Below are 25,177 nucleotides of genomic sequence, written 5' to 3' on the forward strand. Positions count from 1 at the left end.
ATCGGCGCAAAAGCCGCTTCGGCGACAGAGACGCATTCGCGAGCCGTGACCGCATGAGTGGCGTCAACCAGATCCGAACCGCCTTCCTCGACTATTTCGCGCATAATGGGCACGAGAAAGTCGCCTCCTCGTCGCTTGTGCCGCACAATGATCCGACGTTGATGTTCACCAACGCCGGCATGGTGCCATTCAAGAACGTCTTCACCGGCGTCGAAAAGCGCGCCTATGCGCGCGCCGCCTCGGCGCAAAAATGCGTGCGCGCCGGCGGCAAGCACAACGACCTCGACAATGTCGGCTACACCGCGCGCCATCACACCTTCTTTGAAATGCTCGGCAATTTCTCCTTCGGAGACTATTTCAAGGAAGGCGCGATCGAGCTCGCCTGGAACCTCATCACCCGCGAGTTCGGGCTTAACGTCGATCGGCTGCTCGTCACGGTCTATCACGATGACGACGAGGCCTATGATCTGTGGAAAAAGATCGCCGGCTTCGATGACAGCCGCATCATCCGCATCGCCAGCGCCGACAATTTCTGGAGCATGGGCGACACGGGGCCCTGCGGTCCCTGCTCGGAGATTTTCTACGATCAGGGCGAGACGCTCAATGGCGGTCCGCCCGGAAGCCCGGACGAGGACGGCGACAGGTTCCTGGAGTTCTGGAACCTCGTCTTCATGCAATATGAGCAGGTGGCGCCGGGGCAACGCGCGCCGCTGCCGCGCCCCTCGATCGACACCGGCATGGGATTGGAGCGCATCGCCGCGCTGATGCAGGGCGTGACCTCCAATTACGACATTGATCTTTTCCGCGCGCTGACCGGCGCGGTCGCCGATTTCACCGGCGCGGCGGTCGACGGCCCGCAGGGCGCGAGCCATCGCGTCATCGCCGACCATCTGCGCGCCTCCTCCTTCCTCGTCGCCGATGGCGTCACGCCGTCGAACGAAGGCCGCGGCTATGTGCTGCGCCGGATCATGCGACGGGCCATGCGGCACGCCCAGCTTCTCGGCGCGAAGGACCCGCTGATGTGGAGGCTGGCGCCGACGCTTGTCGCCGAGATGGGCCAGGCCTATCCGGAACTCGTGCGCGCGCAGTCGCTGATCGCCGATACGCTGCTTTCCGAAGAGACGCGCTTTCGCGCGACCTTGGCGCGCGGCCTCGCGATCCTCGACGAAGAGACGGCGGCGCTCGCCCAGGGCGACAAGCTTTCCGGCGAAACCGCGTTCAAGCTCTACGACACCTACGGCTTTCCGCTCGATCTCACCGAGGACGCCTTGCGTCCGCGCGGCATCGGCGTCGACAAGGAGGTCTTCAACGCCGCGATGGAGCGCCAGCGGGCGGATGCGCGCAAGGCCTGGGCCGGCTCCGGCGAAACCGCGACGGAAGCGCTCTGGTTCGCGCTCAAGGAACGTCTCGGCGCGACCGAATTCCTCGGCTATGAAACCGAGAGAAGCGAGGGCGTCGTCACCGCCATCATTCATGACGGCGGCGAAGCCTTTTCGCTGAAGGAAGGCGCGCGCGGCGCGCTGATCCTCAATCAGACCCCCTTCTACGGCGAGTCGGGCGGACAGGTCGGCGATGTCGGCGTGATGCGCGCCCGCGGCCTGCGCTTTCGCGTCGAAAATACCGTCAAAAAGCTCGGCGACCTCATCATTCACGAGGGCGTCGTCGAAGAGGGCGAGATCACGCCCGGCCTCGCGCTCGAACTCGACGTCGACCACGAGCGGCGCATGCAGTCGCGCGCCAATCATTCAGCCACGCATATTCTGCATGAGGCGCTGCGGCAGGTGCTCGGCGAGCATGTGGCGCAAAGGGGGTCGCTCGTTGCGCCGGATCGGCTGCGCTTCGACTTCACCCATCCCAAGCCCCTCACCGATGAGGAGCTGGCCCGCGTCGAAACGCTCGCCAACGAGATCGTTCAGGACAATGCGCCGGTCGAGACGCGGGTGATGGCTCAGGACGACGCTATCCGCTCCGGCGCGCGCGCGCTCTTTGGCGAGAAATACGGCGACGAAGTGCGCGTCGTCTCGATGGGGCCGTTAAACCCCGGCGCCGCGCATCCCTTCTCCGTCGAGCTGTGCGGCGGCACGCATGTTTCGCGCACCGGCGATATCGGCCTCATCGCCATTGTCGGGGAAGGCGCGGTCGCATCCGGCGTGCGCCGCATCGAGGCGCGCACCGCCGAGGGCGCGCGCGGCCAGCTTGTCGCGCAATCGCGCGCGCTGCGCGACATGGCGGCGCTGATGCGCGCGCCGCTCGAGGACGCGCCGGCGCGGCTTGCCGCGCTTCTCGACGAGCGCAAGCGGCTGGAGCGCGAACTCGCCGACGCCAAGCGCAAGCTGGCGATGGGCGGCGGCGCTGGCGACGGCGCTGCCGAGAAGCCGCGCGACATCGGCGGCGTCAAGCTCCTGGCGCGCGCGGTCGAAGGCATCGAGGCCAAGGATTTGAAGTCGATGGTTGATGACGCCAAGAAGGCGATCGGCTCGGGCGTTGTCGCGATCGCCAGCGCCTCGCCAGACGGCAAGGCCGGCATCGTCGTCGGCGTCACCGACGATCTTACGGAGAAATACAGCGCCGTAGATTTCGTGCGCGTCGCGAGCGTCATGCTCGGCGGCAAGGGCGGCGGCGGCCGCCCCGACCTTGCGCAGGCGGGCGGCCCCAACGCCGCCGCCATCGATCAGGCGCTCGCCTCCGTCGAGGACGCGTTGCGCGGAAAAGCAGCCGCGCCATGAGCGAGCCGGACCGGCGGCGCGGTCTGGCGTTGTTGCGGCGGCGCGTCCACGTCGTCCTTGACGGCGGCAGCCACGACCGGATCGCGCGCGTCGTCCATCGCGGGCTGATTGGGCTCGTCCTGCTGTCGGTCGTTTCCGTGATCTTCGAATCGGTGCCGGAATACAGCGACCGCTATGAGGACATCTTCAACCTCATTGAATATGTCGCCGTCGCCGCCTTCACGCTCGAATATGTCTTGCGCGTCTGGTGCGCGCCCGAACATGCGCTTTACGCGCGCCGCTCGCCGATGGCGGCGCGACTCGCCTTCATCGCATCAGGCTGGGCGCTGATCGACCTCGCCGCCTTTCTGCCTTTCTATCTTTCGTTCTACTTCTCGGCGGATCTGCGCGTCTTTTTGATGCTGCGCCTGCTGCGATTCTTAAAATTCGCGCGCTATTCTCCCGGCATCCGCACATTGCTCGCGGTGATCGAAGCCGAGCGCAAGGCGCTGCTCGCCTGGCTGATCATTCTGTTTGGCGCGGTGCTGTTCTTTTCGACGGCGATGCATATCGCCGAACATGAGGCGCAGCCCGAAAAATTCGGCACGATTCCGGACGCGATGTGGTGGGCGATCGAAACGGTGACGACCGTCGGCTATGGCGAAGTCATTCCACTCACGCTGGCGGGCAAGCTCATCGCCTCCTTCGCCATGGTGACGGGCTTTCTGCTGCTGGGCCTGCCGGTCGGCATTCTCGCCACCGCCTTCGCCGAAGAGATTCACCGCCGCGAATTCGTCGTCACCTGGACGATGGTCGCCAGCGTGCCGCTGTTTCGCGGTCTCGACGCGGCCGGGATCGCCGAGATCATGCGTTACCTTCGGGCGCAGTCCATACCCCGGGGAGCAATGATCGTGCGCAAGGGCGATCCCGCCCATTCGATGTATTTCATCGCCGAGGGCGAGGTTGAAGTCGAGCTGGCGCATGAAAACGTCACGCTCGGCGAAGGGCAGTTCTTCGGCGAGATCGCCGTTCTGCACAAAACGTTGCGCTCCGCCGACGTGCGGGCGACCGCGCCGACGAAACTCCTCATCCTCGACGCCTATGATCTGCAGACGCTGACCAAGCGCAATCCGGAAATCGGAGAGGCGATCCGCGAGATTGCGCGGTCACGATCCGAGCTCGCGCCAGCGGAGCGGCACGGCGACATGATTGAAGCGGAGCTCGATGAACCGGCGGCGGAAGACGTGAGCGAGACATAGCTCACGCTGCGTTTGAGCGAATTGCCAAGGTGCGTCTATGCTTCGACACGCGCGCGATGGATACCCGCAACAAGCTCGGGCATGGCGCCGAGAGGAAGCGGATGGCGACGAAAAGACACTCGGCGTGGAAGCAGGCTCTAACGTGGATGCCCCGCGACGAGCGCGGGCATGACGCGAGAGAAGTTGCGAGTTGCGCCGCGGGCGCCGCGTGAATTATCGCGGTCTGATCAGCCGCCGATCGCCGCGCGCAGTTCCTGCAATTGCGCGAGCTTGTCGGACGCGGCGAGACGCGCTTCGTCAGACTTGGCGTCGGAGATGTCTTCGCGTGCGTTCCGAATGTCGGCGTCGACCTTGGCGACGTCGATTTCGGAAAGAGGAATCGCCTGTTCGGCGAGAATGGTGAAGCCGGACGCGTTGACGTCGGCGAATCCCCCACGCACGAAAAGCTTCTCAACCTTGCCTTCGCCGCCGGAAACGGTCACCACGCCGGCCTTCAGCGTGGTCATGACCGGCGCATGGTCCTTGAGCACGGTGAACTGGCCGTCGGCGCCAGGGGCGACGACCGACTCGACTTCGCCGGAGAAGAGATGCTTCTCGGGAGAGACGAGTTCGAAGTGGAATGCAGCCATGATGTTCTCCGACGGCGCTTTGCGTCCAGCCCGTCATGGCCGGGCTTGATCCGGCCATCCACGAAAACTGATCAGCGTCATGGCCGGAGCACGTCCGGCCAAAGCGCTTTGTAAAAGTTACGCCGCTTCTTTGGCGAGCTTCGCGGCCTTTTCGACCGCCTCTTCGATCGAACCAACCATGTAGAAGGCGGCCTCGGGGAGATGGTCGTATTCGCCTTCGACGAGGCCCTTGAAGCCTTTGATCGTGTCGGCGAGAGCGACGAGCTTGCCGGGCGAACCGGTGAACACTTCGGCGACATGGAAGGGCTGCGACAGGAAGCGCTCGATCTTACGGGCGCGGGCGACGACGAGCTTGTCCTCTTCGGACAGTTCGTCCATACCGAGAATCGCGATGATGTCCTGCAGCGACTTGTAGCGCTGCAGGGTCGACTGCACCTTACGCGCGACGTCGTAATGCTCCTCGCCGACGATCGCCGGCGACAGCATGCGCGAGGTCGAGTCGAGCGGATCGACCGCCGGATAAATGCCCTTTTCAGCGATCGAACGCGACAGCACGGTCGTGGCGTCCAAATGGGCGAAGGAGGTGGCGGGCGCCGGATCGGTCAGATCGTCGGCCGGGACATAAATCGCCTGCACCGAAGTGATCGAGCCCTTGGTCGTCGTGGTGATGCGCTCCTGCAACGCGCCCATGTCGGTGGCGAGCGTCGGCTGATAGCCCACCGCCGAGGGGATGCGGCCGAGAAGCGCCGAAACTTCCGAACCCGCCTGGGTGAAGCGGAAGATGTTGTCGACGAAGAACAGCACGTCCATGCCGCGGTCGCGGAAATCTTCGGCGACGGTAAGGCCTGACAGCGCGACGCGCATGCGCGCGCCCGGCGGCTCGTTCATCTGGCCGTAGACCAGCGCGCATTTGGAGCCTTCGCCGCCGCCCTTCTTGTTGACGCCGCCCTCGATCATCTCGTGATAGAGGTCGTTGCCTTCGCGGGTGCGCTCGCCGACGCCGGCGAAGACGGAATAGCCGCCATGCGCCTTGGCGATGTTGTTGATCAGCTCCATGATCAGCACGGTCTTGCCGACGCCCGCGCCGCCGAACAGGCCGATCTTGCCGCCCTTGGCGTAAGGCGCGAGCAGATCGACGACCTTGATGCCGGTCTCGAGAATCTGCGCTTCCGTCGCCTGCTCGGCGTAGGAAGGCGCCGGCTGGTGAATGGCGCGGCGCGATTTCGTGAGCATCGGGCCCGCTTCGTCGACCGGCTCGCCGATGACGTTGATGATGCGCCCGAGCGTCTCGTCGCCGACCGGAACCGAAATCGGCGCGCCGGTGTCGGTGACTTCCTGACCGCGCACCAAGCCTTCGGACGAATCCATGGCGATGGTGCGAACGGAATTTTCGCCCAGATGCTGCGCGACTTCGAGAACGAGGCGATTGCCTTGGTTCGTCGTCTCGAGGGCGTTCAGAATCTCAGGCAATTGCCCGTCGAACTGCACGTCGACGACGGCGCCGATGACTTGGGTGATGCGCCCGCTGGGCTTATTGGCGGCCATGTTTCGTCCTCGTCCTAAAATGACTCAGAGCGCCTCGGCGCCCGAGATGATTTCGATGAGCTCCTTGGTGATCATCGCCTGACGCGACCTGTTGTAGATCGTCGTCTGCTTCTTGATCATGTCGCCGGCGTTGCGCGTCGCATTGTCCATCGCGCTCATGCGGGCGCCTTGTTCGGAGGCGGCGTTCTCGAGCAGCGCGCGGAACACCTGCACGGAAATGTTGCGCGGCAGCAGCGTCGAGAGAATTTCGTCCTGTCCCGGCTCATACTCGTAGGACGCCTGCGGACCCTCGACGGGCGGCGCGTTTTCGTTCGAGGGAATTTGCGCCGGGATGAGCTGCTGCGCGGTCGGAATTTGAGCGATCACCGATTTGAAGCGCGAGAAGAACAGCGTCGCGACGTCGAAGTCGCCCTCTTCGAACATGCGGATGATCTTCTTGCCGATCTCATCGGCGGTGTCGAAGCCCATCTGCTTGACGCCGCGCAGCTCGATGACCTCGATGATGTTGCGCTCATACTGGCGGCGGAGCTGCTCGAAACCCTTCTTGCCGACGCAGAGGATCTTGACGGTCTTGCCCTGATCCTGAAGCCGCGCGATGTGCTCGCGGGCGAGACGCACGATGGAGGAGTTGAAGGCGCCGCAAAGGCCGCGCTCGGCGGTGGCGACGACCAGCAGGTGCGTCTCGTCCTTGCCATTGCCGGCAAGCAGCGCAGGTCCGCCCGCCGTCACGCCGGACGCGAGATTGGCGAGCACCGACTCCATCCGTTCGGCATAGGGACGCGCCGCTTCCGCCGCCGACTGGGCGCGGCGCAATTTCGCGGCGGCGACCATCTGCATGGCCTTGGTGATCTTCTGCGTCGCCTTGACGGAGGAGATGCGGTTTCGAAGATCCTTTAGCGAGGGCATATCGTTTTTGCCTGTCTCGTTTCACCAACGTCCATATGGCCGGGCGCGCGTTACGCGAAGCTCTTCGCGAAGCTCTCGACGACGTTCTTGAGTTTCGCCGCGGTCTCGTCGGTGAGATCCCTCGTCGTGCGGATGCTCTCGAGAATGTCGCTGTGCTGCGAGCGCAGCAGCGCGAGCAAGCCGTCCTCGAACGCGCGCACGCGATTGACCGGCAGCGGATCGAGATAGCCGTTGACGCCGGCGTAGATCACGCAGGTCTGCTCTTCCATCTTCAAGGGCGAGAACTGCGGCTGCTTCAAGAGTTCGGTGAGCCGCGCGCCGCGATTCAAGAGGCGCTGCGTCACGGCGTCGAGGTCCGAGCCGAACTGGGCGAAGGCGGCCATTTCGCGATACTGCGCGAGTTCGCCCTTGATCTTGCCGGCGACCTTCTTGGTCGCCTTGGTCTGCGCCGAAGAGCCGACGCGCGACACCGAGAGGCCGACGTTCACCGCAGGACGGATGCCCTGGTAGAAGAGATCGGTCTCAAGGAAGATCTGGCCGTCGGTGATCGAGATGACGTTCGTCGGAATATAGGCCGACACGTCGTTCGCCTGCGTTTCGATGACCGGCAGCGCGGTGAGCGATCCGGCGCCGCGATCGTCGGAAAGCTTCGCGGCGCGCTCGAGCAGGCGCGAATGCAGATAGAACACGTCGCCCGGATAGGCTTCGCGTCCTGGCGGACGGCGCAGCAGCAGCGACATCTGGCGGTAGGCGACGGCCTGCTTGGACAGATCGTCATAGATGATGACGGCGTGCATGCCGTTGTCGCGGAAATATTCGCCCATCGCGCAGCCGGAGAAGGGCGCGAGGAACTGCATCGGCGCCGGATCGGAGGCCGTCGCGGCGACGATGATCGAATAGTCGAGCGCGCCGCGCTCTTCGAGCACCTTGACGAATTGCGCCACGGTGGAGCGCTTCTGGCCGATGGCGACATAGACGCAGTAGAGCTTCGCCTTCTCGTCGTCGCCGTCGTTCAGGGACTTCTGATTGAGGATCGTGTCGAGCGCGATGGCGGTCTTGCCGGTCTGGCGATCGCCGATGATGAGTTCGCGCTGGCCGCGGCCGATCGGGATCAGCGCGTCGACGGCCTTCAGGCCGGTCGCCATCGGCTCATGCACGGATTTGCGCGGAATAATGCCGGGCGCCTTGACGTCGACGCGGGAGCGCTGCGTCGCCTTGATCGGCCCCTTGCCGTCGATCGGATTGCCGAGCGCGTCGACGACGCGGCCCAGGAGCTCCTTGCCGACGGGAACCTCGACGATGGCGCCGGTGCGCTTGACCGTCTGGCCTTCCTTGATGGACCGGTCGTCGCCGAAAATCACGATGCCGACATTGTCGGTTTCGAGATTGAGCGCCATGCCCTTGGTGCCGTCCTGAAATTCGACGGTCTCGCCGGCCTGCACATTGTCGAGTCCGTAGACGCGCGCGATGCCGTCGCCGACGGACAGAACCTGGCCGACCTCGGTGACCTCGGCCTCGGCGCCAAAGTTGGCGATCTCCTTTTTGAGGATCGCGGAAATTTCTGCGGCGCGGATATCCATCAGCCGACCTCTTTCATGCGTGTGCGGATTGAGTTGAGCTTGGTGCGCACGGAGGCGTCGACCATGCGTGAACCGATTTTGACGATCAGACCGCCGATGATCGACGGATCTGTCTTCACATTGAGATCGATGGTCTTGCCGCCGGTGACGCCGGCGAGCGTCTGGCGCAGCGCGGCTTCATGATCCGGCTTCAGCGGCGCCGCGATCGTCACGTCGGCGCGCACCAGGCCCTTCGCCTTGTCGTTCAGGCGACGATAGGCGGCGATCATGTCGGAGATGACGAAGAGACGGCGCTTGGCGGCGGCGAGACGGATGAAATTGGCGGCGATGCCGGAGATCTGACCCTTGTTGAGAACGGGCTCGAGGGCCTCGAGCTGCTCCTTGGCGGAGAACACCGGGCTTTTGACCATGCGCTTGAGATCGTCGCTGCCATCCAGCAGAGTCTTGAATCGATCGAGCGCCGCGGCGACGTCATCGGCGGCGTGATTTTCCGTCGCCAAATCATAGAGTGCGGAGGCGTAGCGACCCGCAACGCCCGATAAGGAATCCCCGTCTTGAGCCACTTGGTTCGCTCGTCAATCTACGCCGTTTGGAGACGCCGCTCTCAGTGCAAGTTGCACGGTCGCGACGATTAAGCGGTTAGCCTCAAACGACGGATGCTGTAGGAAAAGGAACGAGGGCCGCTGCGCCCCAGCTCCAAGGCGAGCGTCCCCTAACACAGGCGTTTTGGGGGCGCAACCCTGTCACATTGCCGCGATTTTCGGCGCCGGCCCACAACCGGCCAAGCAACAGCTGTCGAAGGAGACATAATTCATGACCAAAGCGGTCGTCGGAATAATCGGCGGGTCAGGCGTTTATGATCTACCGGGGCTCGCCAACATCCGCCGCGAGCGGGTGACGACGCCCTGGGGCGAGCCTTCCGACGAACTCGTCTTTGGCGAACTCGGCGCGACCCAGGCGGTCTTTTTGCCGCGGCACGGGCGCGGCCATCGGCTCTCGCCCTCGACCATCAACTACCGCGCCAATATCGACGCGATGAAGCGCGCCGGCGTCACCGATCTGATTTCGGTCTCCGCCTGCGGTTCGTTCAAATCCGAACTTTTTCCCGGTCTCTTCGTGCTGATCGATCAATTCGTCGATCGCACCTTCGCGCGCCAATCCTCTTTTTTTGGCGACGGCTGCGTCGCGCATGTGTCGATGGCGCATCCGATCGCGCCTCTGCTCTCCGCCCGCATCGGCGCGGCGGCGAAGGCCGAGGGCGTCGATCATCTCGCCGGCGGAACCTACGTCTGCATGGAAGGCCCGCAGTTTTCGTCCTACGCCGAATCGCTCACCTACAAAGCCGCCGGCTATGACGTGATCGGCATGACGGCGATGCCCGAAGCCAAGCTCGCGCGCGAAGCCGAAATCTCCTACGCCACCGTCGCCATGGTGACCGATTTCGATTGCTGGCACCCCGAGCACGACAATGTCGACATCGCCTCGGTGATCGCGGTCGTTCAGAAGAATTCGGCGACGGTCGCGCGATTGCTGGCGCGGGTTCTGACCGATTTCCCGCGCGAACACGAGCCCTGTCCGATCGGCTCGGACCGCGCGCTTGATAACGCCATTATCACCGCCCCGGACGCACGCGATCCGGAATTGTTGAAGAAGCTCGATGCGGTGATGAAAAGGGTGAATGGGGGGTGAGGGGCGAAGTACGGTCGGCCACGAGGCTCACCCACGAACGGAGCGAGAGGCTGCGCTGCGCTGGCCAAATCCAACGCGGCAAGCTGATCTTGCGACCAGCTTTCGCCAGCCTGCCCAGTCGGCTGTAGGCTAGGAACAATGCGCTGTGAACCCACCTCCTCAAACCCCTCGCTTCCTCCCTTTCGCGAGCGGGCGCCTTGGCTCGGCGGCGATCTGCAGACCCTGCGCAACATCATCTGCGGGGCGCCGCCGGAGCTTATAGGCGGCGAGCGGCTGCTGCTCGCCATGCCCGACGGCGATCTTCTGGCGGCGCGGCTCGACCGGCCGACAACGGATGCCGGCGCGCCGCTCATCGTTCTGACGCATGGGCTCGCCGGCTCCGAATCCAGCCGGCATGGCGTCGCCACGGCGCGCTATCTCGTGAGCCAAGGCTGGCCGGTGCTGCGCCTCAATCTGCGCGGCTCCGCGCCCTCGCGCGCCACCTCGGGCGGGCGCTACCACGCCGGCAAGACTGAAGATCTCGTCGCGGCGCTACGCGGCCTGCCGGCGGAACTCGTCCGTCATGGCATTGTGCTCATCGGCAATTCGCTCGGCGGCAATCTCGTGCTAAAATTCGTCGGCGAGGGCGGCCATGGGCTGCCGGTTCACGCCGCCGTCGCCGTGTCGACGCCGATCGACTTGGCTGCGTCCTGCGCGCGGCTGATGGCGCCGCGCAATTTCGTCTATCATCGCTACATGCTCAATGAGATGAAACGCGAAGCGCTGGCGCCGAGCGCCGCGCTCACCGCCGCCGAGCGCGCCGCGATCGCCGGCGCTCGCAATCTTTACGAATTCGACGATCGCTTCGTCGCGCCGCATTTTGGCTACCGGGGCGCGCAGGACTATTACGAATCCAACGCCGCGAAGAATTTCCTCGCGGGCGCAACGCTGCCGACGCTGATCCTGCACGCGCTGGACGACCCCTGGGTCCCGGCGGAGAGTTACACGGCGATCGACTGGTCGAATCTGCCGATGATCGAGGCGGCGTTGACGCAGGGCGGGGGACACATGGGCTTCCATGGCGTAGGCAGCCTGACGCCCTGGCATGATCGCGCCACGGCGTTGTGGCTCAAGCAAAAAGGTCTGGGCCCGCAAGGCATGTTCGAGACGAAGTGAGACCGCAGCGATGAATGCACGCCAGACGATGGTGTTCGGCGACAATGCCGACGACTATCGCGCCTTTCGCCCGCATTATCCCGACGCGCTTTTCGCGTGGCTCGCAAGCGTCGCGAAACAGGATCGTCTCGCCTGGGACTGCGGCTCGGGGAGCGGGCAGGCGGCGTTCGGACTTTCGCGCCATTTCACACGCGTGCTCGCGACGGATCCCGATCCCCGGCAGCTGGCGCTCGCGCCAAAGGAGCCCAATGTCGACTATCGTCTGGCGCGCGCGGAAGATGATCTTGGCCTGCGCGCGGAGGTCGATCTCATCGCCTGCGCCTGTTCGATCCATTGGTTCGATCTGCCGAATTTTTACGTAAACGCGCGGCGCGCCTTGCGCCCCGAGGGGATCATCGCGGCATGGACCTATGACTGGCCGCGAACGCATGTCGAGCCGATCGATTCGATCCTGCGCACGCTGAAGGAGGATATTCTCGGCCCCTTCTGGGCGGAGAATTCGGCGCTCTATTTCGAGCGCTACGAGACCCTGCCGTTTCCGTTCAAGGAGATCGATTGCCCGCAGTTTCAGACGCCGGTTGCGCGATCGAAAAGCGAGTTCGTGAGCTTTCTGAAGACCTGGTCCGCGGTCGAGAAATACAGACTGCATTATGGCCGCGATCCGCTGGCGCTCGTCGATCGGGAGTTGGAGGAGGCCTGGAGCGCGCATCCGCCGGATCTGCCGCTGTGCGTCCCGCTCTACATGCGCTGCGGCGTCAACACGCCGTGAACTTAAGTATTGGCGAGCGCTATCCTACGTGTCGCCCGCGGCTTTCCCTAATTTTGCCCGTTTCTTGGCGACGATGAAGAGTCGTCGCGTTGAGCCAATGCCGTATTTTTCCCGAGGGAATCGTTCAGCACAGGACAGCAACATGCTTGAGGCTGGCAAAATCTATAAAGTCACGACGCTTGTGAATTGCGAAGGCGCCTGGGACGAAGAGATCGATCTGTGGACCGTCACAGCGGTCGAAGGGACCCGCGCCAAGCTCAGCAATGAGAGTCGCGAAAGCCGGATCGTCGACACGGCGTCCTGGAATTTCGTCAAAGCCGAAGCGGTCGAATAGATTTCTGAGCGGCTGTCGGGGGACAGTGTCGTCCCCGCGACGAAGGATCGCGCGCTGCGCTAGCGCCGGCGCGCCGCTTTTTGCACTTCATCAGCGGAACGTCCTTCGTTAAGCCGGATTCGCTGCACAAGCCGAAATGCCTGTCGGCGTCGTCGTTCGGACAGCCGCCGCCGGAGATTTTGTCGTAAGCAGAGAAAAAATAACTGTCGAAATTCTGCTGGCGCGTTTTCCACGTGCTGAAATAATCAATTTCCGATTCGATGTTCATGTCCCTTTTCAACTACAATTTCTGCGGCGCGTCTGCGGTTTGACCTCATCGGATGCGGGTCAGTGGCTCGGCGGCGCCAGTCGCGCTATGAAGGAGTGAGTCGGCGTCGACGCCGCGCGCATCGGGAGGCGGGGATGTATAAGAAAATTCTGGTGGCGGTGGAGATCGGCGAGGAGGAAGTCACGCAGCTCGCGCTCGACGCGGCGGTGGCGCTCGCAAAAGTGGAGCATGAGGCTGAGCTTCGGCTTGTCAATGTTCAGCCGCTCGTTCCGGTGGCCTTCATCGACTACATTCCGCCCAATTTCGACGAGGAGATGCGCGAGGCGACCGAAAAGGACCTCGCAGTGTTGCGTGGCAAGATCGCCTATCCGGCGGAACGCGTGTCTTCGATCGTGCGCTTCGGCGCGGTCTACCCGGAAGTGCTCGCCGAGGCCGAGGAATGGGGCGCCGACCTTGTCGTGGTCGGTTCGCATCGCCCGACGATGGCGACCTATCTGCTCGGCTCCAACGCCAAGACCATCGTGCGTCACGCCAAATGTTCGGTGCTTGTCGTGCGCAAATAGGGCGCGGTGACAGGCGCCGGGCGCGCGGCTAGACTTCGGCGATGCTTCGATTCGCGGCTGTAGCGATTACGATTTGCCTCTTGCTCGCCGCCGGCGCCGCCGCGGCGAAAGCGCCTGTCGACGCCCAACTGCTGAAGCGCGGGCGGGCGATCGCGCAAGCAAATTGCGGTCGCTGCCATGCGGTCGGCGCGCGCGGCGTCAGCGCCAATCCCAAGTCGCCGCCGTTTCGCGATCTCGCGCGAAAATATCCGCTGCACAATCTCGAAGAGGCGCTCGCCGAGGGCATTGTCGTCGGCCATGAAGGCGTCGAGATGCCGCAGTTCCGGCTCAGCGCCGCGCAGATCGAAGCGCTGCTCGCCTATCTCAACTCCATCCAGAGGTAGACCTGCGCGACCGCTGGCGCGGGAATGAATCGCGATGGTTGAACTCCCTATCGACAGGCTCTATGCGGGGCGCCCGCGCGAGATCGCCCCAGGCCGCAAAAGCGCGATCCGCAAGGCGCCGCTTGAGCCGCCCTGGCGCATCGAGTCGGAAGGGCTCGTCGGCGATCGGCAGGCGGATCGGTGTCATCATGGCGGCGCCGAGAAAGCGCTGCACCATTATCCGCGCGAGCATTACGACGCTTGGCGCGCGGATTTGCCGGAACTTGCGAGCGAATTGGTTGCGCCCGCCTTCGGCGAGAACATTTCGACGAGCGGGCTCACTGAAGCTGAGGTCTGCGTCGGCGACGTCTTCGCGCTCGGCGGCGCGCGCCTGCAGGTGAGCCAGGGACGACAGCCCTGCCTGACCCTCAATTTTCGCTTCGGCCGTCGCGACATGGCGCGGCGCACGCAGGAGACGATGCGCTGCGGCTGGTATTACCGCGTTCTCGAAACGGGCGCGGCGCGGCCCGGTGACAATCTGCGGCTTATCGAGCGGCCCCGTGCCGATTGGCCGCTCGCCCGGCTTTTCGCCTTGCTCTACGTGCGCCCGCGCGCCTTCGACGAACTCACTGAGATGACCGCGCTGCCGGAGCTCGCGGAAAGCTGGCGGGCGCTCGCGCGCAGGCGGATCGAAAACCGCAAGGTGGAAGACTGGAGGCGGCGGCTCGGAGAGTAGGCGCAAAGGAGCTTTGGCGACAAAGTCATTTGCGTCCGGCGGCGCCATGCGCGACGTTGACGCTGTGGCCTTCGACCATGCTGGGCGCTGCACAACCTTGTGGGCAAGCGATGAAAGACTTGGACAGGAAGCAACACCCGGCGGTGCGTCGATTGCTGGATCGGATGGATCCGATCGGCTACCTGCTCACCGAACTTTTCCACCTTCTGGGACTGTTCGCGATCGGCGGCGCGACGGTCTGGGCGGCGGCGAAAGCGTTTCTCGAAATGGCGACGAAGGGGCACGCTTCGATCGAAGACCTGTTGCTGCTCTTTATCTATCTCGAAATCGGCTCGATGGTCGGCATCTATTTCCGCACCAACCACATGCCGGTGCGCTTCCTCCTCTATGTCGGCATCACGGCGCTCACCCGCCACATGATCGGCTATGTGCAGACGGAATCGCTCCCAGACGTCGGCATACTGATCCTCGCGGGCGCGACGCTCATTCTCTCGCTCGCCGTCCTCACGATCCGCTATGCCTCGGCGCGATTTTCCTCCAAGGCGTCGGACGGCGTGGACGGCTGAACGCGCCGGTGAGGCGCGCTCCCGCCGTCAGCGGCGGAAGCGCGGGAGACGGCGCGTCAGTTCTTCATCTTGGAGAGCGCATCGGCGCAGTCCGGCGTGACTTCGGCCTTATGCGCCTGAAAACAGGCGAGGACCCGCCCGCCGCCGGGCATGACGCCGCTGCACAGCCTCGAATAGTCCGATTTGCATCTTTCCTTCACATCGTCGGGAATCTGGTTCCCCGGCAAGGCCTGCGCGGGCGCCACGCTGGCGAAGAGGGCGATCAGCAACAGGCTTAGGGAATGGCGCATGTCAATTTCCTGGGTTGGGGTTTTTGGGCGAAGGCGATCGGCCGGGAATCTGATTGTGACCTGCCTGCCGCGGTCAGGGCAAGAGGACGGCGCGCCGAGCGAAAAAGGTGCGCCGAGCAGGGGCTGACCCGCAGCGCTTCAAATCGCCGCGCTCTGCCCTTTGCGGCCACGGCTTTGCGAGACAGGCCGCTCTGGTCTAAGAGAAAACGGCAAATAGCCGAGGAAAGAATGTCCGCGATACCGAACTTTGCATCGATTCCCTTTGCGCCCGTCGCGCCCGAGCAGGAGGCGAAGCCCCGCCGCTGGCTGACGCCGGAAGGGATAGAGGTGAAGAACGCCTATGGGCCGGCGGATATCGAGGGCCTCGCCTTCGTCGACGGCTATCCCGGCGTCGCGCCTTACGTGCGCGGACCCTATCCGACGATGTATGTCGCCCAGCCCTGGACGATCCGCCAATATGCGGGCTTCTCCACCGCCGAGGACTCGAACGCCTTCTACCGGCGCAACCTCGCCGCCGGACAGAAGGGCCTCTCCGTCGCCTTCGATCTCGCGACCCATCGCGGCTATGATTCCGACCATCCGCGCGTAATGGGCGACGTCGGCATGGCGGGCGTCGCGATCGACTCGATCTATGACATGCGCACGCTCTTCGACGGCATTCCGCTCGATCAGATGTCCGTGTCGATGACGATGAACGGCGCGGTGCTGCCGGTTCTCGCGCTCTTCATCGTCGCGGCGGAAGAGCAGGGCGTGCCAGCCGAGAAGCTGACCGGCACCATCCAGAACGACATTCTCAAAGAATTCATGGTGCGCAACACCTACATCTATCCGCCAGAGCCGTCGATGCGGATCGTGTCGGATATTTTCGCCTATACCTCAAAACATATGCCGAAGTTCAACTCGATCTCGATTTCCGGCTATCACATGCAGGAGGCTGGCGCCTCGGCCGATCTCGAATTGGGCTATACGCTTGCCGACGGCGTCGAATATGTGCGCGCCGGCGTCGCCGCGGGACTCGACATCGACGCCTTCGCGCCGCGTCTGTCCTTCTTCTTCGCCATCGGCATGAATTTCTTCATGGAGGTCGCAAAGCTGCGCGCCGCGCGCCTGCTCTGGGCGCGGCTGATGAAGGATCTCGGGGCGAAGTCCGAGAAGAGCATGACGTTGCGCACGCACTGCCAGACTTCCGGCTGGTCGCTGACGGCGCAGGATGTTTACGTCAACGCCATCCGCACCTGCGTCGAGGCGATGGCGGCGACTCAAGGGCATACGCAGTCGCTGCACACCAATGCGCTAGACGAAGCGCTCGCTTTGCCGACCGACTTCTCCGCCCGCATCGCCCGCAACACGCAGATTGTGCTGCAAGAGGAGAGCGGCACGACGCGCATCATCGATCCGTGGGGCGGCTCTTATTATGTGGAGCGCCTGACCGCGGAGCTCGCCAAGGGGGCCTGGAAGCATATCGAGGAGATCGAGACGCTTGGCGGCATGGCCAAGGCGATCGCCGCCGGCGTTCCCAAGCAGCGCATCGAAGAGGCGGCCGCGAAGACGCAGGCGCGCATCGACAGCGGAACGCAGGTCGTCGTCGGCGTGAACAAATATCAGCCGGTGAACGACGCCAAGCCAAATGTGCTCAAGGTCGACAACGCCGCGGTGCGCGCCGCGCAGCTCGATAAGCTCAAGCGACTGCGTGATGAGCGCGACGAAGCGAAGACGCAAGCAGCGCTCGACGCGCTGACCGACGGCGCAACATCGAGCGCCAATCTTCTCGATCTCGCCGTCAAGGCGGCGCGGGCGAAGGCTAGCGTTGGCGAGATCTCTTTCGCGCTCGAAAAAGTGTTCTCCCGCCATCAGCCGAAGGCCAATGTGATTTCGGGGGTCTATGCGCGCGAGGCCGGCAAGGAGAGCGTCCATCTCGGCCGCGTCATCGGCATGACGCGCGACTTTCAAGAGAACGTCGGGCGCAAGCCCCGTATCCTCGTCGCCAAGATGGGCCAGGACGGCCATGATCGCGGCCAGAAGGTCATCGCCTCGGCCTTCGCCGACATGGGCTTCGACGTCGTCATCGGCGATCTCTTCGCGACGCCCGACGAAGTCGCCAGGAAAGCGGCGGAAGCCGACGTGCATATCGTCGGCGTCTCGACGATGACCGCCGGCCATCTGACTCTGACGCCGGAACTGCGCGACGCGCTGAGGCGCGCCGGGCGCGGCGACATCATGATGGTCGTCGGCGGCGTCATCCCGCCTGATGATTTCCAGGCGCTGTATGATTCTGGCGCGGCGGCGATCTTCCCGCCCGGCACCAACATTCCGCTGGCGGCGGAGAAGTTGCTATACGAGCTGAATATCCGTCTGGGCTTTGCGCAGCGCGAAGTGGCGAAGGCGGGGTAACTGACGGGTTTACTGCCCCCTCTCTGTCCCTCCCCCGCTATCGCGGGAGAGGGGACGCTCACGACGATTCGCACCATCCTGATTGACGAGCGCAATCCGCTCCCTCTCCCGCGAGCGTAGCGAGCGGGGGAGGGTTGGGGAGAGGCAATAGCAGCGCTACAAAAAAGCGTTATCTAAATTGCGCGAAGTCGGGAGAAGCACGATGGACGAAGACGCTTTCAACATGGCCGTTCGGAAGTTTCTCAAGGAGGTGGGCGTCACCTCGCAGCGCGAGATCGAGCGCATCGTGCGCGAGCACAAGGTCGATAATGGCCGCTTGAAGCTGCGCATGGCGTTGACGGCGGAAGGCACGCCGCTCAACCACGTCGTCGAAACCGAGATCGACGTTCGCTGAGCCGGTCAGATCGTCGGCGCCTCGACGAAGCGAGCGGCCTCGTCGATCTGTGCAGCGAGCGCGCGTATCTGCTGCTTTTCCGACTCGAGGGTTAGTTTTGCTTCGGCGCGCGCCAGGGCGTCCGCGGACTGGCGGAGGGCGGCCTTGCCGAAGGTCGTTTCGTCATCGCGCGCCAGACCGAGCAGGATTTTCTGCAGCCAGATCTGCACTTCGACCATGGCGGCGCCGTCGCGCGCGATGGGGCGAAAGAAATCCTCGAACATGTCGCCGACGTCGAGCGGCGGCAAATAGATGTTGGGAAAGTTCACTTCCGCTTCGCTGCGGGTCTCCCATAGAGCGAGCAGGCGCGCGCCCCGCGTGAGCACGTCGATCGCCGTGCCGGGATCATTGATCGCCGGCGATAGGGCGCGCGATGCGATTTCGCAAAGCACGATCAGGCCAAATCGGGGATCCTGCTCGAAGGTTCGATTGTCGCCGACGGAAAAAACGCCTCGCAGAGTCTCCGTCAGCTCCTTGAGCCGCTCTTGCTCGATGTTCGGACATGCGACGTAACACAGGGGTTTGGTGCGATGCGCGAAGGAGCCGGGGTTCACCTCTATCCACACGGTCGCGCCTGTCTCTTCCGCCGCTTCCTGCGCGGCCGAGAGGTCCATGTGCAGGACATAGCCCGGCCGCTCCGCATGGATCGGCGTCGCGTTCTCGGGTGGAGGCTCGATTGAGGGGTTACATCCGAGGTATGGCGATTCGAGCCGCTCCTCGAGCGCTTCGGCGGTCGCCTTCTCCACCCGCGGCAGAAGGTCCGAAAAGCGGCCGAATACGCGCAGCAGATCAATCCAGCGAATGAAATTCCAGAACATCAGCGCGATGACCACAAGCGTGACGAAGAACAGCAGAAGCCGTCCGGCGCCGCCGTACATCCCCATTTTGAGCGTGACGATTCCGACGAGGCTGAAGACGAATGCGCCGAGAAACGTCGCGATGACCTTTTGAGAGGTCTTATCTTCGAGCAGAAGCTGTATCGCGCGCGGCGTCGCGCTCGATGCGGCGCTCGCGATCGCGGCCGCCATGATGCCGAGCGAGAAGGTCGATACCGCCAGCATCGAGGAGGCCAGTATCGTCAGCACGCTTTCGATGGCGTCGGCGCCGAGCTCCTGGTCGATCCATTCCGGCACATAGGTGCGCAACAGGAAGGCGGCGAAGGCCGTGACGCAGGCGCCGATCGCGTAAAGCGTGACCCGCACCCATAACTGCTGGAAGAAATGGGACAGCCGCCAAGCCCACTTACTTTGCATGTCCCATTCCCTCTGAAACGCCGCGTCGAAGCTCAAGAGAGGCAAATAGCGCGCGCCGGGAGCCAAGCCACAGCGGTCTAATTCAGGCGAAGGCGGGGCTGTTAGGGAGCGTAGCGCTTGGCCAGCGAAGATAAGCCGGCGTCCTTATAAGTTGAGAACGCTTTCTCCGGAAGCGAATTGGAAGAGGGCCACGACCGAATGGGCGCCTTGCGCCTCGCAGTCGCGTCGTCGGTTGGAAGAATTCGCCAGCCCCGGTGGCGCTGGAAAAGCGCCGGATCGGCGATGTGCGAGGTTTTTTGATGCTATGGAAGTTATGGCGAGAGAGACGGGACTTGAACCCGCGACCTCCGGCGTGACAGGCCGGCGCTCTAACCAACTGAGCTACTCCCCCGCGAGCGCGCGCACGCGAGAGGCGCCAGATAGCGCAGCCGCATCTTGAGGTCAAGGAACTTCGCGAATGCGGAGCCTCAGACGAAGCGCCGCGGGGCCGGGCAAGCCGTGCGAGCGCCCCGCTGCTCGGCGTCTTTCCCTGACCTTCCTTTGCCTTTCCTTTGCGCCTGCATTAAGCCTCGCGCCATATAAGGAGACAGACGTTGGACGACGACATGCGCAGGCGGCGCATCCGGGTGCGCGCCTGGCGGCGAGGCATGCGCGAGATGGACATCCTGTTGGGAGGCTTCGTCGACGCGCGCGTCGAGACGCTTCCCACGCAGGCGCTGGACGAACTCGAGGCGCTGCTCGACCTGCCCGACGCCGCGGTGTTCCGATGGCTGTCGGGGGCTGAACAGCCTCCAGCCGAGCATGACACGTTGGTTCTGCGGCAGATCATCGCCTTTCACCAACACGACGGGCCGATCCATTGAGCGCGGCTGCGACAAAGCTAAAGAAAGCGGCGGCGGGACTTCAAGCGGCGCGGAGCGGTCTGGTCAAAGGCGAAAGGCTGATTTTCGCCCATGCGCCGGACGGCTTCGACGCTTTCGTCAGCGCCGATCTAGCGCGCGCGCTCGCGCGCGAGGCGGAAGGACATGCGGCGGTCTTCGTGCATGTCGCGCGCGACGGCGCGCGGTCGGCGGCCTTTCGCACCGCCCTGCGTTTCGCCAATCCCGACGTCGAAATCCTCGACATTCCGGGATGGGACTGCCAGCCCTATGATCGCGTGTCGCCGCACGCGGGTGTGGTGGCGCGGCGCATGACGGCGCTTTCGCGTCTCACGCGCGCAAAATCCTCATTTGAACGTCCGCGCGTCGTCACGACGACCGTCGACTGCCTGTTGCAGCGCGTTCCGCCGCAGAAGATGGTCGCCGCCGAAAGCTTCGCCGCGGCGCCCGGCAATGTGGTGAAGCTCGACGAATTGGCGCTTTGGCTCGAGTCGAACGGGTATTTGCGCGCCAGCACGGTGCGCGAGACCGGCGAATATGCGCAACGCGGCGGCATTGTCGATCTTTATCCGCCGGGGCTGCCGGCCCCGATCCGTCTCGATTTCTTTGGCGAAACGCTCGAATCGATCCGCTCGTTCGATCCCGATACGCAACGCGCAACGGGGCAGCTCCGTTCGCTCGACCTGACGCCGATGAGCGAATTGCGGCTGACGAGCGAGACGATGCGCCGCTTCCGGCAGTCTTACGCTGCGCGCTTTGGCGGGCAGACGCGTGGCGACGCCCTTTATGAGGCGGTCAGCGAAGGCCGGCGCTTCCACGGCATGGAGCATTGGCTGCCGCTCTTCTACGAGCGGATGGATACGCTCTTCGACTATCTGGGCGAGGCGCCTGTCGTGCTCGATCCGCTGGTCGAGGATGCGGCGGCGGAGCGCGTCAAGCAGATCGAGGATTATTATGACGCGCGCAAACATACGCATGATCTCGATCCCGCCGCCTCAAACTACAAGCCGCTGGAACCGCGCGCGCTCTATCTGTCGCTTGAGGATTGGCGCGCGGCCATAGAGGGGCGCGCGGCTGCGCAATTCACGCCTTTCGCGGCGCATGAGGGCGAGAAAGCCATCGACTGCGGCGCGCGGACCGGCCGCGACTTTGCGCCCGAGCGCAACACGCCCGACGTCAATGTGTTCCAGGCGGCCGCGGACCATGTCGAGGCGCTGCGCGACGCGGGCAGAACGGTCATCGTCACCGGCTGGTCCGAGGGCTCCTGCGAGCGGCTCGGCCATGTGCTCGCGGAACACGGCTTGCCCGACTTGCCGCGTGTCGCGTCGCTTCCGCAGGCGTTGGCGAAGGCCGTCTCCATAGCTGTTCTCGGGATCGAACACGGCTTCGAGACGGATGCTTACGCGGTTCTGGGCGAGCAGGACATTCTTGGCGATCGCTTCGTTCGTCGCCGCCGCAAACGCAAGCCCAACGAAAATCTCCTCGGCGAAGTCGCCGCGCTCGCCGCCGGCGATCTTGTCGTGCATGTCGATCACGGCATCGGCCGCTTCATCGGCCTCGAAACGATCTCCGCTGCCGGCGCGCCGCATGATTGCCTCGAACTCCACTACGCTGGCGGCGACAAGCTCTATCTGCCGGTCGAAAACATCGAGCTCTTGACGCGCTATGGCGGCGAGGACGCCGAAGCGCAGCTTGATCGCCTCGGCGGCGCCGGCTGGCAGTCGCGCAAGTCGCGGATGAAGAATCGCATCCGCGAAATGGCGAAAGGGCTCATCGAGATCGCGGCGCAGCGGCAGCTGCGCGAGGCGCCGAAGCTCGCCCCGCCGGAAGGACTCTACGACGAATTCTGCGCGCGCTTTCCTTATGACGAAACCGAGGATCAGCTCGCCGCCATCGACGCGACGCTCGACGATCTCGCCGCCGGCCGGCCAATGGATCGACTGGTTTGCGGCGACGTTGGTTTCGGCAAGACCGAGGTCGCGCTGCGGGCCGCCTTCTGCGCCGCCATCAACGGCAAGCAGGTGGCCGTCGTTGCGCCCACCACCCTGCTTGCGCGCCAGCACTACAAGACTTTCAGCGAGCGTTTTGCGGGCCTGCCGGTGCGCATCGGACGATTGTCGCGCATGGTCGGCGCCGCGGAAGCGCGCGAGACGAAGAAAGACCTCGCTGACGGCCGAATCGAAATCTTGATCGGCACGCATGCCGTGCTCGGCAAGACAGTGAGCTTCAAGGATCTTGGACTCGTCATCATCGACGAGGAGCAGCATTTCGGCGTCGGCCATAAGGAGCGGCTGAAGGAATTGCGCGCCGAGGTGCATGTTCTGACGCTCTCGGCGACGCCGATCCCGCGCACGCTGCAGCTCGCCATGACGGGCGTGCGCGAGCTTTCGATCATCGCTACGCCGCCGGTTGACCGGCTGGCGGTGCGCAGCTTCGTCTCGCCCTTCGATTCGCTCATCGTGCGCGAAGCGCTGCTGCGCGAGCGCTATCGCGGCGGCCAGGCCTTCTTCGTCTGTCCGCGCATCGAGGACCTCGAGGAGGCTGCGGCGTTTCTGCGCGAAAACGTGCCTGAGTCGAAATTCGTCGTGGCGCATGGGCAGATGAGCGCGAGCGAACTCGAAGACAAGATGTCGGCGTTCTGCGACGGCAAATTCGACATTCTGCTGTCGACGACGATCGTCGAGTCGGGCCTGGACATTCCGCGCGCCAATACGCTGATCGTCTGGCGCGCCGATATGTTCGGTCTGGCGCAGCTCTATCAGCTGCGTGGCCGCGTCGGCCGCGCCAAATTGCGCGCCTACGCGCTGTTCACGACCCCCGCCAACCGCACGATCACGCCTCAGGCGCAAAAGCGTCTGGACGTGCTGCAGTCGCTCGATACGCTTGGCGCGGGCTTCCAACTCGCCAGTCACGATCTTGACATTCGCGGCGCCGGCAATCTGCTTGGCGACGAGCAGTCGGGACATATCAGGGAGGTGGGCTACGAGCTGTATCAGCAGATGCTCGCCGACGCGATCACGCTGTTGAAAGCTGGAATCGAGGAGCCGCAGGAGGAAGTCTGGTCGCCGACGATCGCGATCGGCGCGCCGGTGACGATACCGGAAGATTACGTCGCCGACCTCACGCTGCGCCTGCAGCTCTATCGTCGTCTGTCGACGCTCGAAACGGATCAGGACATCGAAGCTTTCGCCGCCGAGATGATCGACCGTTTCGGTCCGATCCCGCCGGAAGTGGAGCAGTTGCTCGAGATCGTCGCGATCAAGGCGCTCTGCCGGCGCGCGCATGTCGAGAAGATCGACGCCGGCCCGAAGGGCGTCATCGTCGCGTTCCGCGAAGACAAATTCGCAAATCCCGCCGGACTCGTGCGTTATGTCGCGGAGCAGCGGACAAGCGCCAAGGTGCGTCCCGACATGCGCGTTGTGTTCATCCGCGAATTCGAGAACACGAAACAGCGCCTCGCCGGCACGCGCCGAATTCTGCGCGCGCTCGTCGAGATCGCGGAGAAGAAGAAGGCCGCGTAAGCTTTTGCGCCGCAACGCAGCGGCGTTTTTCGCTTGTGCGAAGAAAAGCAAATTGGCGCGACGAATTTGCGACATCGAACCTCGCGCGCGTTGCGCAAGAGACGTGGCCGAGTGAAAGACGGGCGTTGGGCTTGCGCCTATCGGTTTTTGCGTCGCGGAATCTGTTCAAAAAAAGCAAAGATCGCTTTCAAAATTCATGCGCCTGCGTGACGATTCGCCCATCGCCTCACGGCTTGATCTGTGACAAAGTTGCAGACGTTCAACGGCGCCTGATGCTCGGTTAGGCGCTCAACATGCGCGAAACTCCATCAACGATTCGTCGCGCCAGCGACGACAGGAGCGATCGCGACAAACATTTCAAGGGAGGGCGCCATGACGACGCGAAAACAAACATCGCGCGGAAAATTGCTTGCGGCGAGCGCCGCCGCTTTGCTCCTCGCAGCTGGACTCTCCGTGGCGCAGGCGCAGCAGGGTGGGGCCGAACACAGCGGCATGGACCATGGCAAGATGGAGCACGGCGGCGCCAACGCCCCAGCGCAATGGGCGGACCCTGGCAAGGCGCAATCAGGCGGCGCTGAATCCGGCAAGGCCGAAGAGCGGAAGAGCGAAGCGGGCAAGGCCGACGAAGGTCATGCAGGCCATCACGGCGGTATGTCGGGTATGGGCCAAGGCGGCGGCATGGGCGGCATGGGCGGCATGATGGGCGGCATGTCGGGCATGGGCGAGGGCGGCGGCCAGAGCGGCGGCAAGGGCGGCATGATGGGGGGAATGTCGGGCATGGGCCACGGCGGCGGCAAGGACGGCGGAAAGGGCGGCGACGGCATGAGCGGCATGTCGCATTCCGCCGGCGGGATGATGAACAAAATGGTCTGCGGCTTCGCCGATCATCTTGAGGGACGCCTCGCCTATCTCAGGGCCGAGTTGAAACTGACCGACTCGCAAACCGGCCCCTGGAACGCCTTCGCCGAGGCGTGGCGCGCCGCAGGGCAAAAGGCCAAGCAAAAATGCGACGCCGCCGATATGCGCGCGGACCATTCCAAGCCGGAAGTTTTGAATAAGCTCACGATGATGGAGAACCATATGGTCGACCATCTCGAGGTGGTGCGCGCGCAGAAGGCCGCGATCGAGTCGCTCTTCACCAGTTTGAGCGATGAGCAGAAGAAGACCGCAAATGAGACGCTGAGCGGCATCATGAAGGTCGGCATGTCCATGGGCGACATGATGGGCGGCATGGGCGGCGGTATGGGCGGCATGTCGCATTCAGGCGGAAGCATGGGCGGAATGGGCGGCATGCAGCATTAGTCCGCGCAAAATCGCTCCCGGCGGGCCGAAGGCTCGACCGGGA

General features: G+C 64.0%; 22 protein-coding genes and 1 tRNA gene. 15 read left to right on the plus strand and 8 right to left on the minus strand.

Annotated features, from left to right (window positions below):
- The first annotated feature begins 53 nt into the window (after nt 1-53).
- Both alaS and HUN39_RS00130 read left to right on the plus strand, forming a co-directional pair.
- A complete protein-coding gene (gene alaS, locus HUN39_RS00125; protein ID WP_175092502.1) occupies nt 54-2,726 on the plus strand; it encodes an alanine--tRNA ligase in 2,673 nt (890 codons plus the stop codon).
- Nucleotides 2,723-3,964 (plus strand): cyclic nucleotide-gated ion channel, encoded by a 1,242-nt coding sequence (locus HUN39_RS00130; RefSeq protein ID WP_175092503.1) that lies wholly within the window; start codon nt 2,723-2,725, stop codon nt 3,962-3,964. Before alaS ends, HUN39_RS00130 begins: the two co-directional genes overlap by 4 nt.
- A gap of 227 nt (nt 3,965-4,191) precedes the next feature.
- Here HUN39_RS00130 and HUN39_RS00135 read toward each other — a convergent pair whose 3' ends face one another.
- From HUN39_RS00135 to HUN39_RS00155, 5 genes are all read right to left on the minus strand, one after another.
- The gene (locus HUN39_RS00135) at nt 4,192-4,593 is read right to left on the minus strand and encodes a F0F1 ATP synthase subunit epsilon (RefSeq protein ID WP_175092504.1); all 402 of its coding nucleotides are present in this window, start codon (nt 4,591-4,593) and stop codon (nt 4,192-4,194) included.
- Between the two features lie 117 nt (nt 4,594-4,710).
- The gene (gene atpD, locus HUN39_RS00140; protein WP_175092505.1) at nt 4,711-6,138 is read right to left on the minus strand and encodes a F0F1 ATP synthase subunit beta; all 1,428 of its coding nucleotides are present in this window, start codon (nt 6,136-6,138) and stop codon (nt 4,711-4,713) included.
- Between the two features lie 24 nt (nt 6,139-6,162).
- Nucleotides 6,163-7,044: a F0F1 ATP synthase subunit gamma gene (locus HUN39_RS00145; protein WP_175092506.1), complete on the minus strand. Its 882-nt coding sequence runs from the start codon at nt 7,042-7,044 to the stop codon at nt 6,163-6,165.
- 50 nt (nt 7,045-7,094) lie between these two features.
- The gene (atpA, locus tag HUN39_RS00150; RefSeq protein ID WP_175092507.1) at nt 7,095-8,624 is read right to left on the minus strand and encodes a F0F1 ATP synthase subunit alpha; all 1,530 of its coding nucleotides are present in this window, start codon (nt 8,622-8,624) and stop codon (nt 7,095-7,097) included.
- The gene (locus HUN39_RS00155; RefSeq protein WP_175092508.1) at nt 8,624-9,187 is read right to left on the minus strand and encodes a F0F1 ATP synthase subunit delta; all 564 of its coding nucleotides are present in this window, start codon (nt 9,185-9,187) and stop codon (nt 8,624-8,626) included. The genes atpA and HUN39_RS00155 overlap by 1 nt, the downstream gene beginning before the upstream one ends.
- Nucleotides 9,188-9,437: 250 nt before the next feature.
- On the opposite strand from HUN39_RS00155, the gene HUN39_RS00160 reads away from it, so the two are divergent.
- From HUN39_RS00160 to HUN39_RS00195, 8 genes are all read left to right on the plus strand, one after another.
- Nucleotides 9,438-10,313 (plus strand): S-methyl-5'-thioadenosine phosphorylase, encoded by an 876-nt coding sequence (locus HUN39_RS00160; RefSeq protein ID WP_175092509.1) that lies wholly within the window; start codon nt 9,438-9,440, stop codon nt 10,311-10,313.
- Nucleotides 10,314-10,451: 138 nt separating this feature from the next.
- On the plus strand, nt 10,452-11,468 hold the full coding sequence (locus HUN39_RS00165) for a YheT family hydrolase (protein ID WP_175092510.1): 1,017 nt from the start codon (nt 10,452-10,454) through the stop codon (nt 11,466-11,468).
- A 10-nt stretch (nt 11,469-11,478) separates the two neighbouring features.
- On the plus strand, nt 11,479-12,237 hold the full coding sequence (locus tag HUN39_RS00170; RefSeq protein WP_175092511.1) for a class I SAM-dependent methyltransferase: 759 nt from the start codon (nt 11,479-11,481) through the stop codon (nt 12,235-12,237).
- A 142-nt stretch (nt 12,238-12,379) separates the two neighbouring features.
- The gene (locus HUN39_RS00175) at nt 12,380-12,571 is read left to right on the plus strand and encodes a hypothetical protein (RefSeq protein WP_175092512.1); all 192 of its coding nucleotides are present in this window, start codon (nt 12,380-12,382) and stop codon (nt 12,569-12,571) included.
- A gap of 402 nt (nt 12,572-12,973) precedes the next feature.
- Complete coding sequence (locus HUN39_RS00180) at nt 12,974-13,402, plus strand: universal stress protein (RefSeq protein ID WP_175092513.1); 429 nt, start codon at nt 12,974-12,976, stop codon at nt 13,400-13,402.
- Between the two features lie 41 nt (nt 13,403-13,443).
- Nucleotides 13,444-13,785: a c-type cytochrome gene (locus HUN39_RS00185; RefSeq protein ID WP_175092514.1), complete on the plus strand. Its 342-nt coding sequence runs from the start codon at nt 13,444-13,446 to the stop codon at nt 13,783-13,785.
- A 34-nt stretch (nt 13,786-13,819) separates the two neighbouring features.
- The gene (locus HUN39_RS00190; RefSeq protein WP_175092515.1) at nt 13,820-14,500 is read left to right on the plus strand and encodes an MOSC domain-containing protein; all 681 of its coding nucleotides are present in this window, start codon (nt 13,820-13,822) and stop codon (nt 14,498-14,500) included.
- 110 nt (nt 14,501-14,610) lie between these two features.
- Nucleotides 14,611-15,066: a phosphate-starvation-inducible protein PsiE gene (locus tag HUN39_RS00195; protein WP_175092516.1), complete on the plus strand. Its 456-nt coding sequence runs from the start codon at nt 14,611-14,613 to the stop codon at nt 15,064-15,066.
- 56 nt (nt 15,067-15,122) lie between these two features.
- Here the strand turns inward: HUN39_RS00195 and HUN39_RS00200 are convergent, their stop codons facing one another.
- A complete protein-coding gene (locus HUN39_RS00200) occupies nt 15,123-15,356 on the minus strand; it encodes a cysteine rich repeat-containing protein (RefSeq protein WP_175092517.1) in 234 nt (77 codons plus the stop codon).
- Between the two features lie 228 nt (nt 15,357-15,584).
- Between HUN39_RS00200 and scpA the strand changes: the two genes are divergently transcribed.
- Together scpA and HUN39_RS00210 are read left to right on the plus strand one after the other, a co-directional pair.
- Nucleotides 15,585-17,747 (plus strand): methylmalonyl-CoA mutase, encoded by a 2,163-nt coding sequence (scpA, locus tag HUN39_RS00205; protein WP_175092518.1) that lies wholly within the window; start codon nt 15,585-15,587, stop codon nt 17,745-17,747.
- Between the two features lie 202 nt (nt 17,748-17,949).
- Entirely contained in the window at nt 17,950-18,141 is a 192-nt protein-coding gene (locus HUN39_RS00210) for a DUF6494 family protein (RefSeq protein WP_175092519.1), read from the plus strand.
- Nucleotides 18,142-18,146: 5 nt separating this feature from the next.
- On the opposite strand, the gene HUN39_RS00215 is transcribed toward HUN39_RS00210, so the two are convergent.
- Nucleotides 18,147-19,433: a DUF2254 domain-containing protein gene (locus HUN39_RS00215; protein ID WP_175092520.1), complete on the minus strand. Its 1,287-nt coding sequence runs from the start codon at nt 19,431-19,433 to the stop codon at nt 18,147-18,149.
- A 314-nt stretch (nt 19,434-19,747) separates the two neighbouring features.
- Nucleotides 19,748-19,824, minus strand: a tRNA-Asp gene (locus tag HUN39_RS00220).
- A 202-nt stretch (nt 19,825-20,026) separates the two neighbouring features.
- Between HUN39_RS00220 and HUN39_RS00225 the strand changes: the two genes are divergently transcribed.
- The 3 genes from HUN39_RS00225 (at nt 20,027) to HUN39_RS00235 (ending at nt 25,134) form a co-directional block, all read left to right on the plus strand.
- Nucleotides 20,027-20,296: an FAD assembly factor SdhE gene (locus tag HUN39_RS00225; RefSeq protein WP_408631381.1), complete on the plus strand. Its 270-nt coding sequence runs from the start codon at nt 20,027-20,029 to the stop codon at nt 20,294-20,296.
- On the plus strand, nt 20,293-23,832 hold the full coding sequence (gene mfd, locus HUN39_RS00230) for a transcription-repair coupling factor (protein ID WP_175092521.1): 3,540 nt from the start codon (nt 20,293-20,295) through the stop codon (nt 23,830-23,832). Before HUN39_RS00225 ends, mfd begins: the two co-directional genes overlap by 4 nt.
- Before the next feature lie 372 nt (nt 23,833-24,204).
- Nucleotides 24,205-25,134: a Spy/CpxP family protein refolding chaperone gene (locus tag HUN39_RS00235; RefSeq protein ID WP_175092522.1), complete on the plus strand. Its 930-nt coding sequence runs from the start codon at nt 24,205-24,207 to the stop codon at nt 25,132-25,134.
- Nucleotides 25,135-25,177 lie beyond the last annotated feature (43 nt).

It is taken from the genome of Methylocystis silviterrae (assembly GCF_013350005.1).
GTDB lineage: Bacteria > Pseudomonadota > Alphaproteobacteria > Rhizobiales > Beijerinckiaceae > Methylocystis > Methylocystis silviterrae.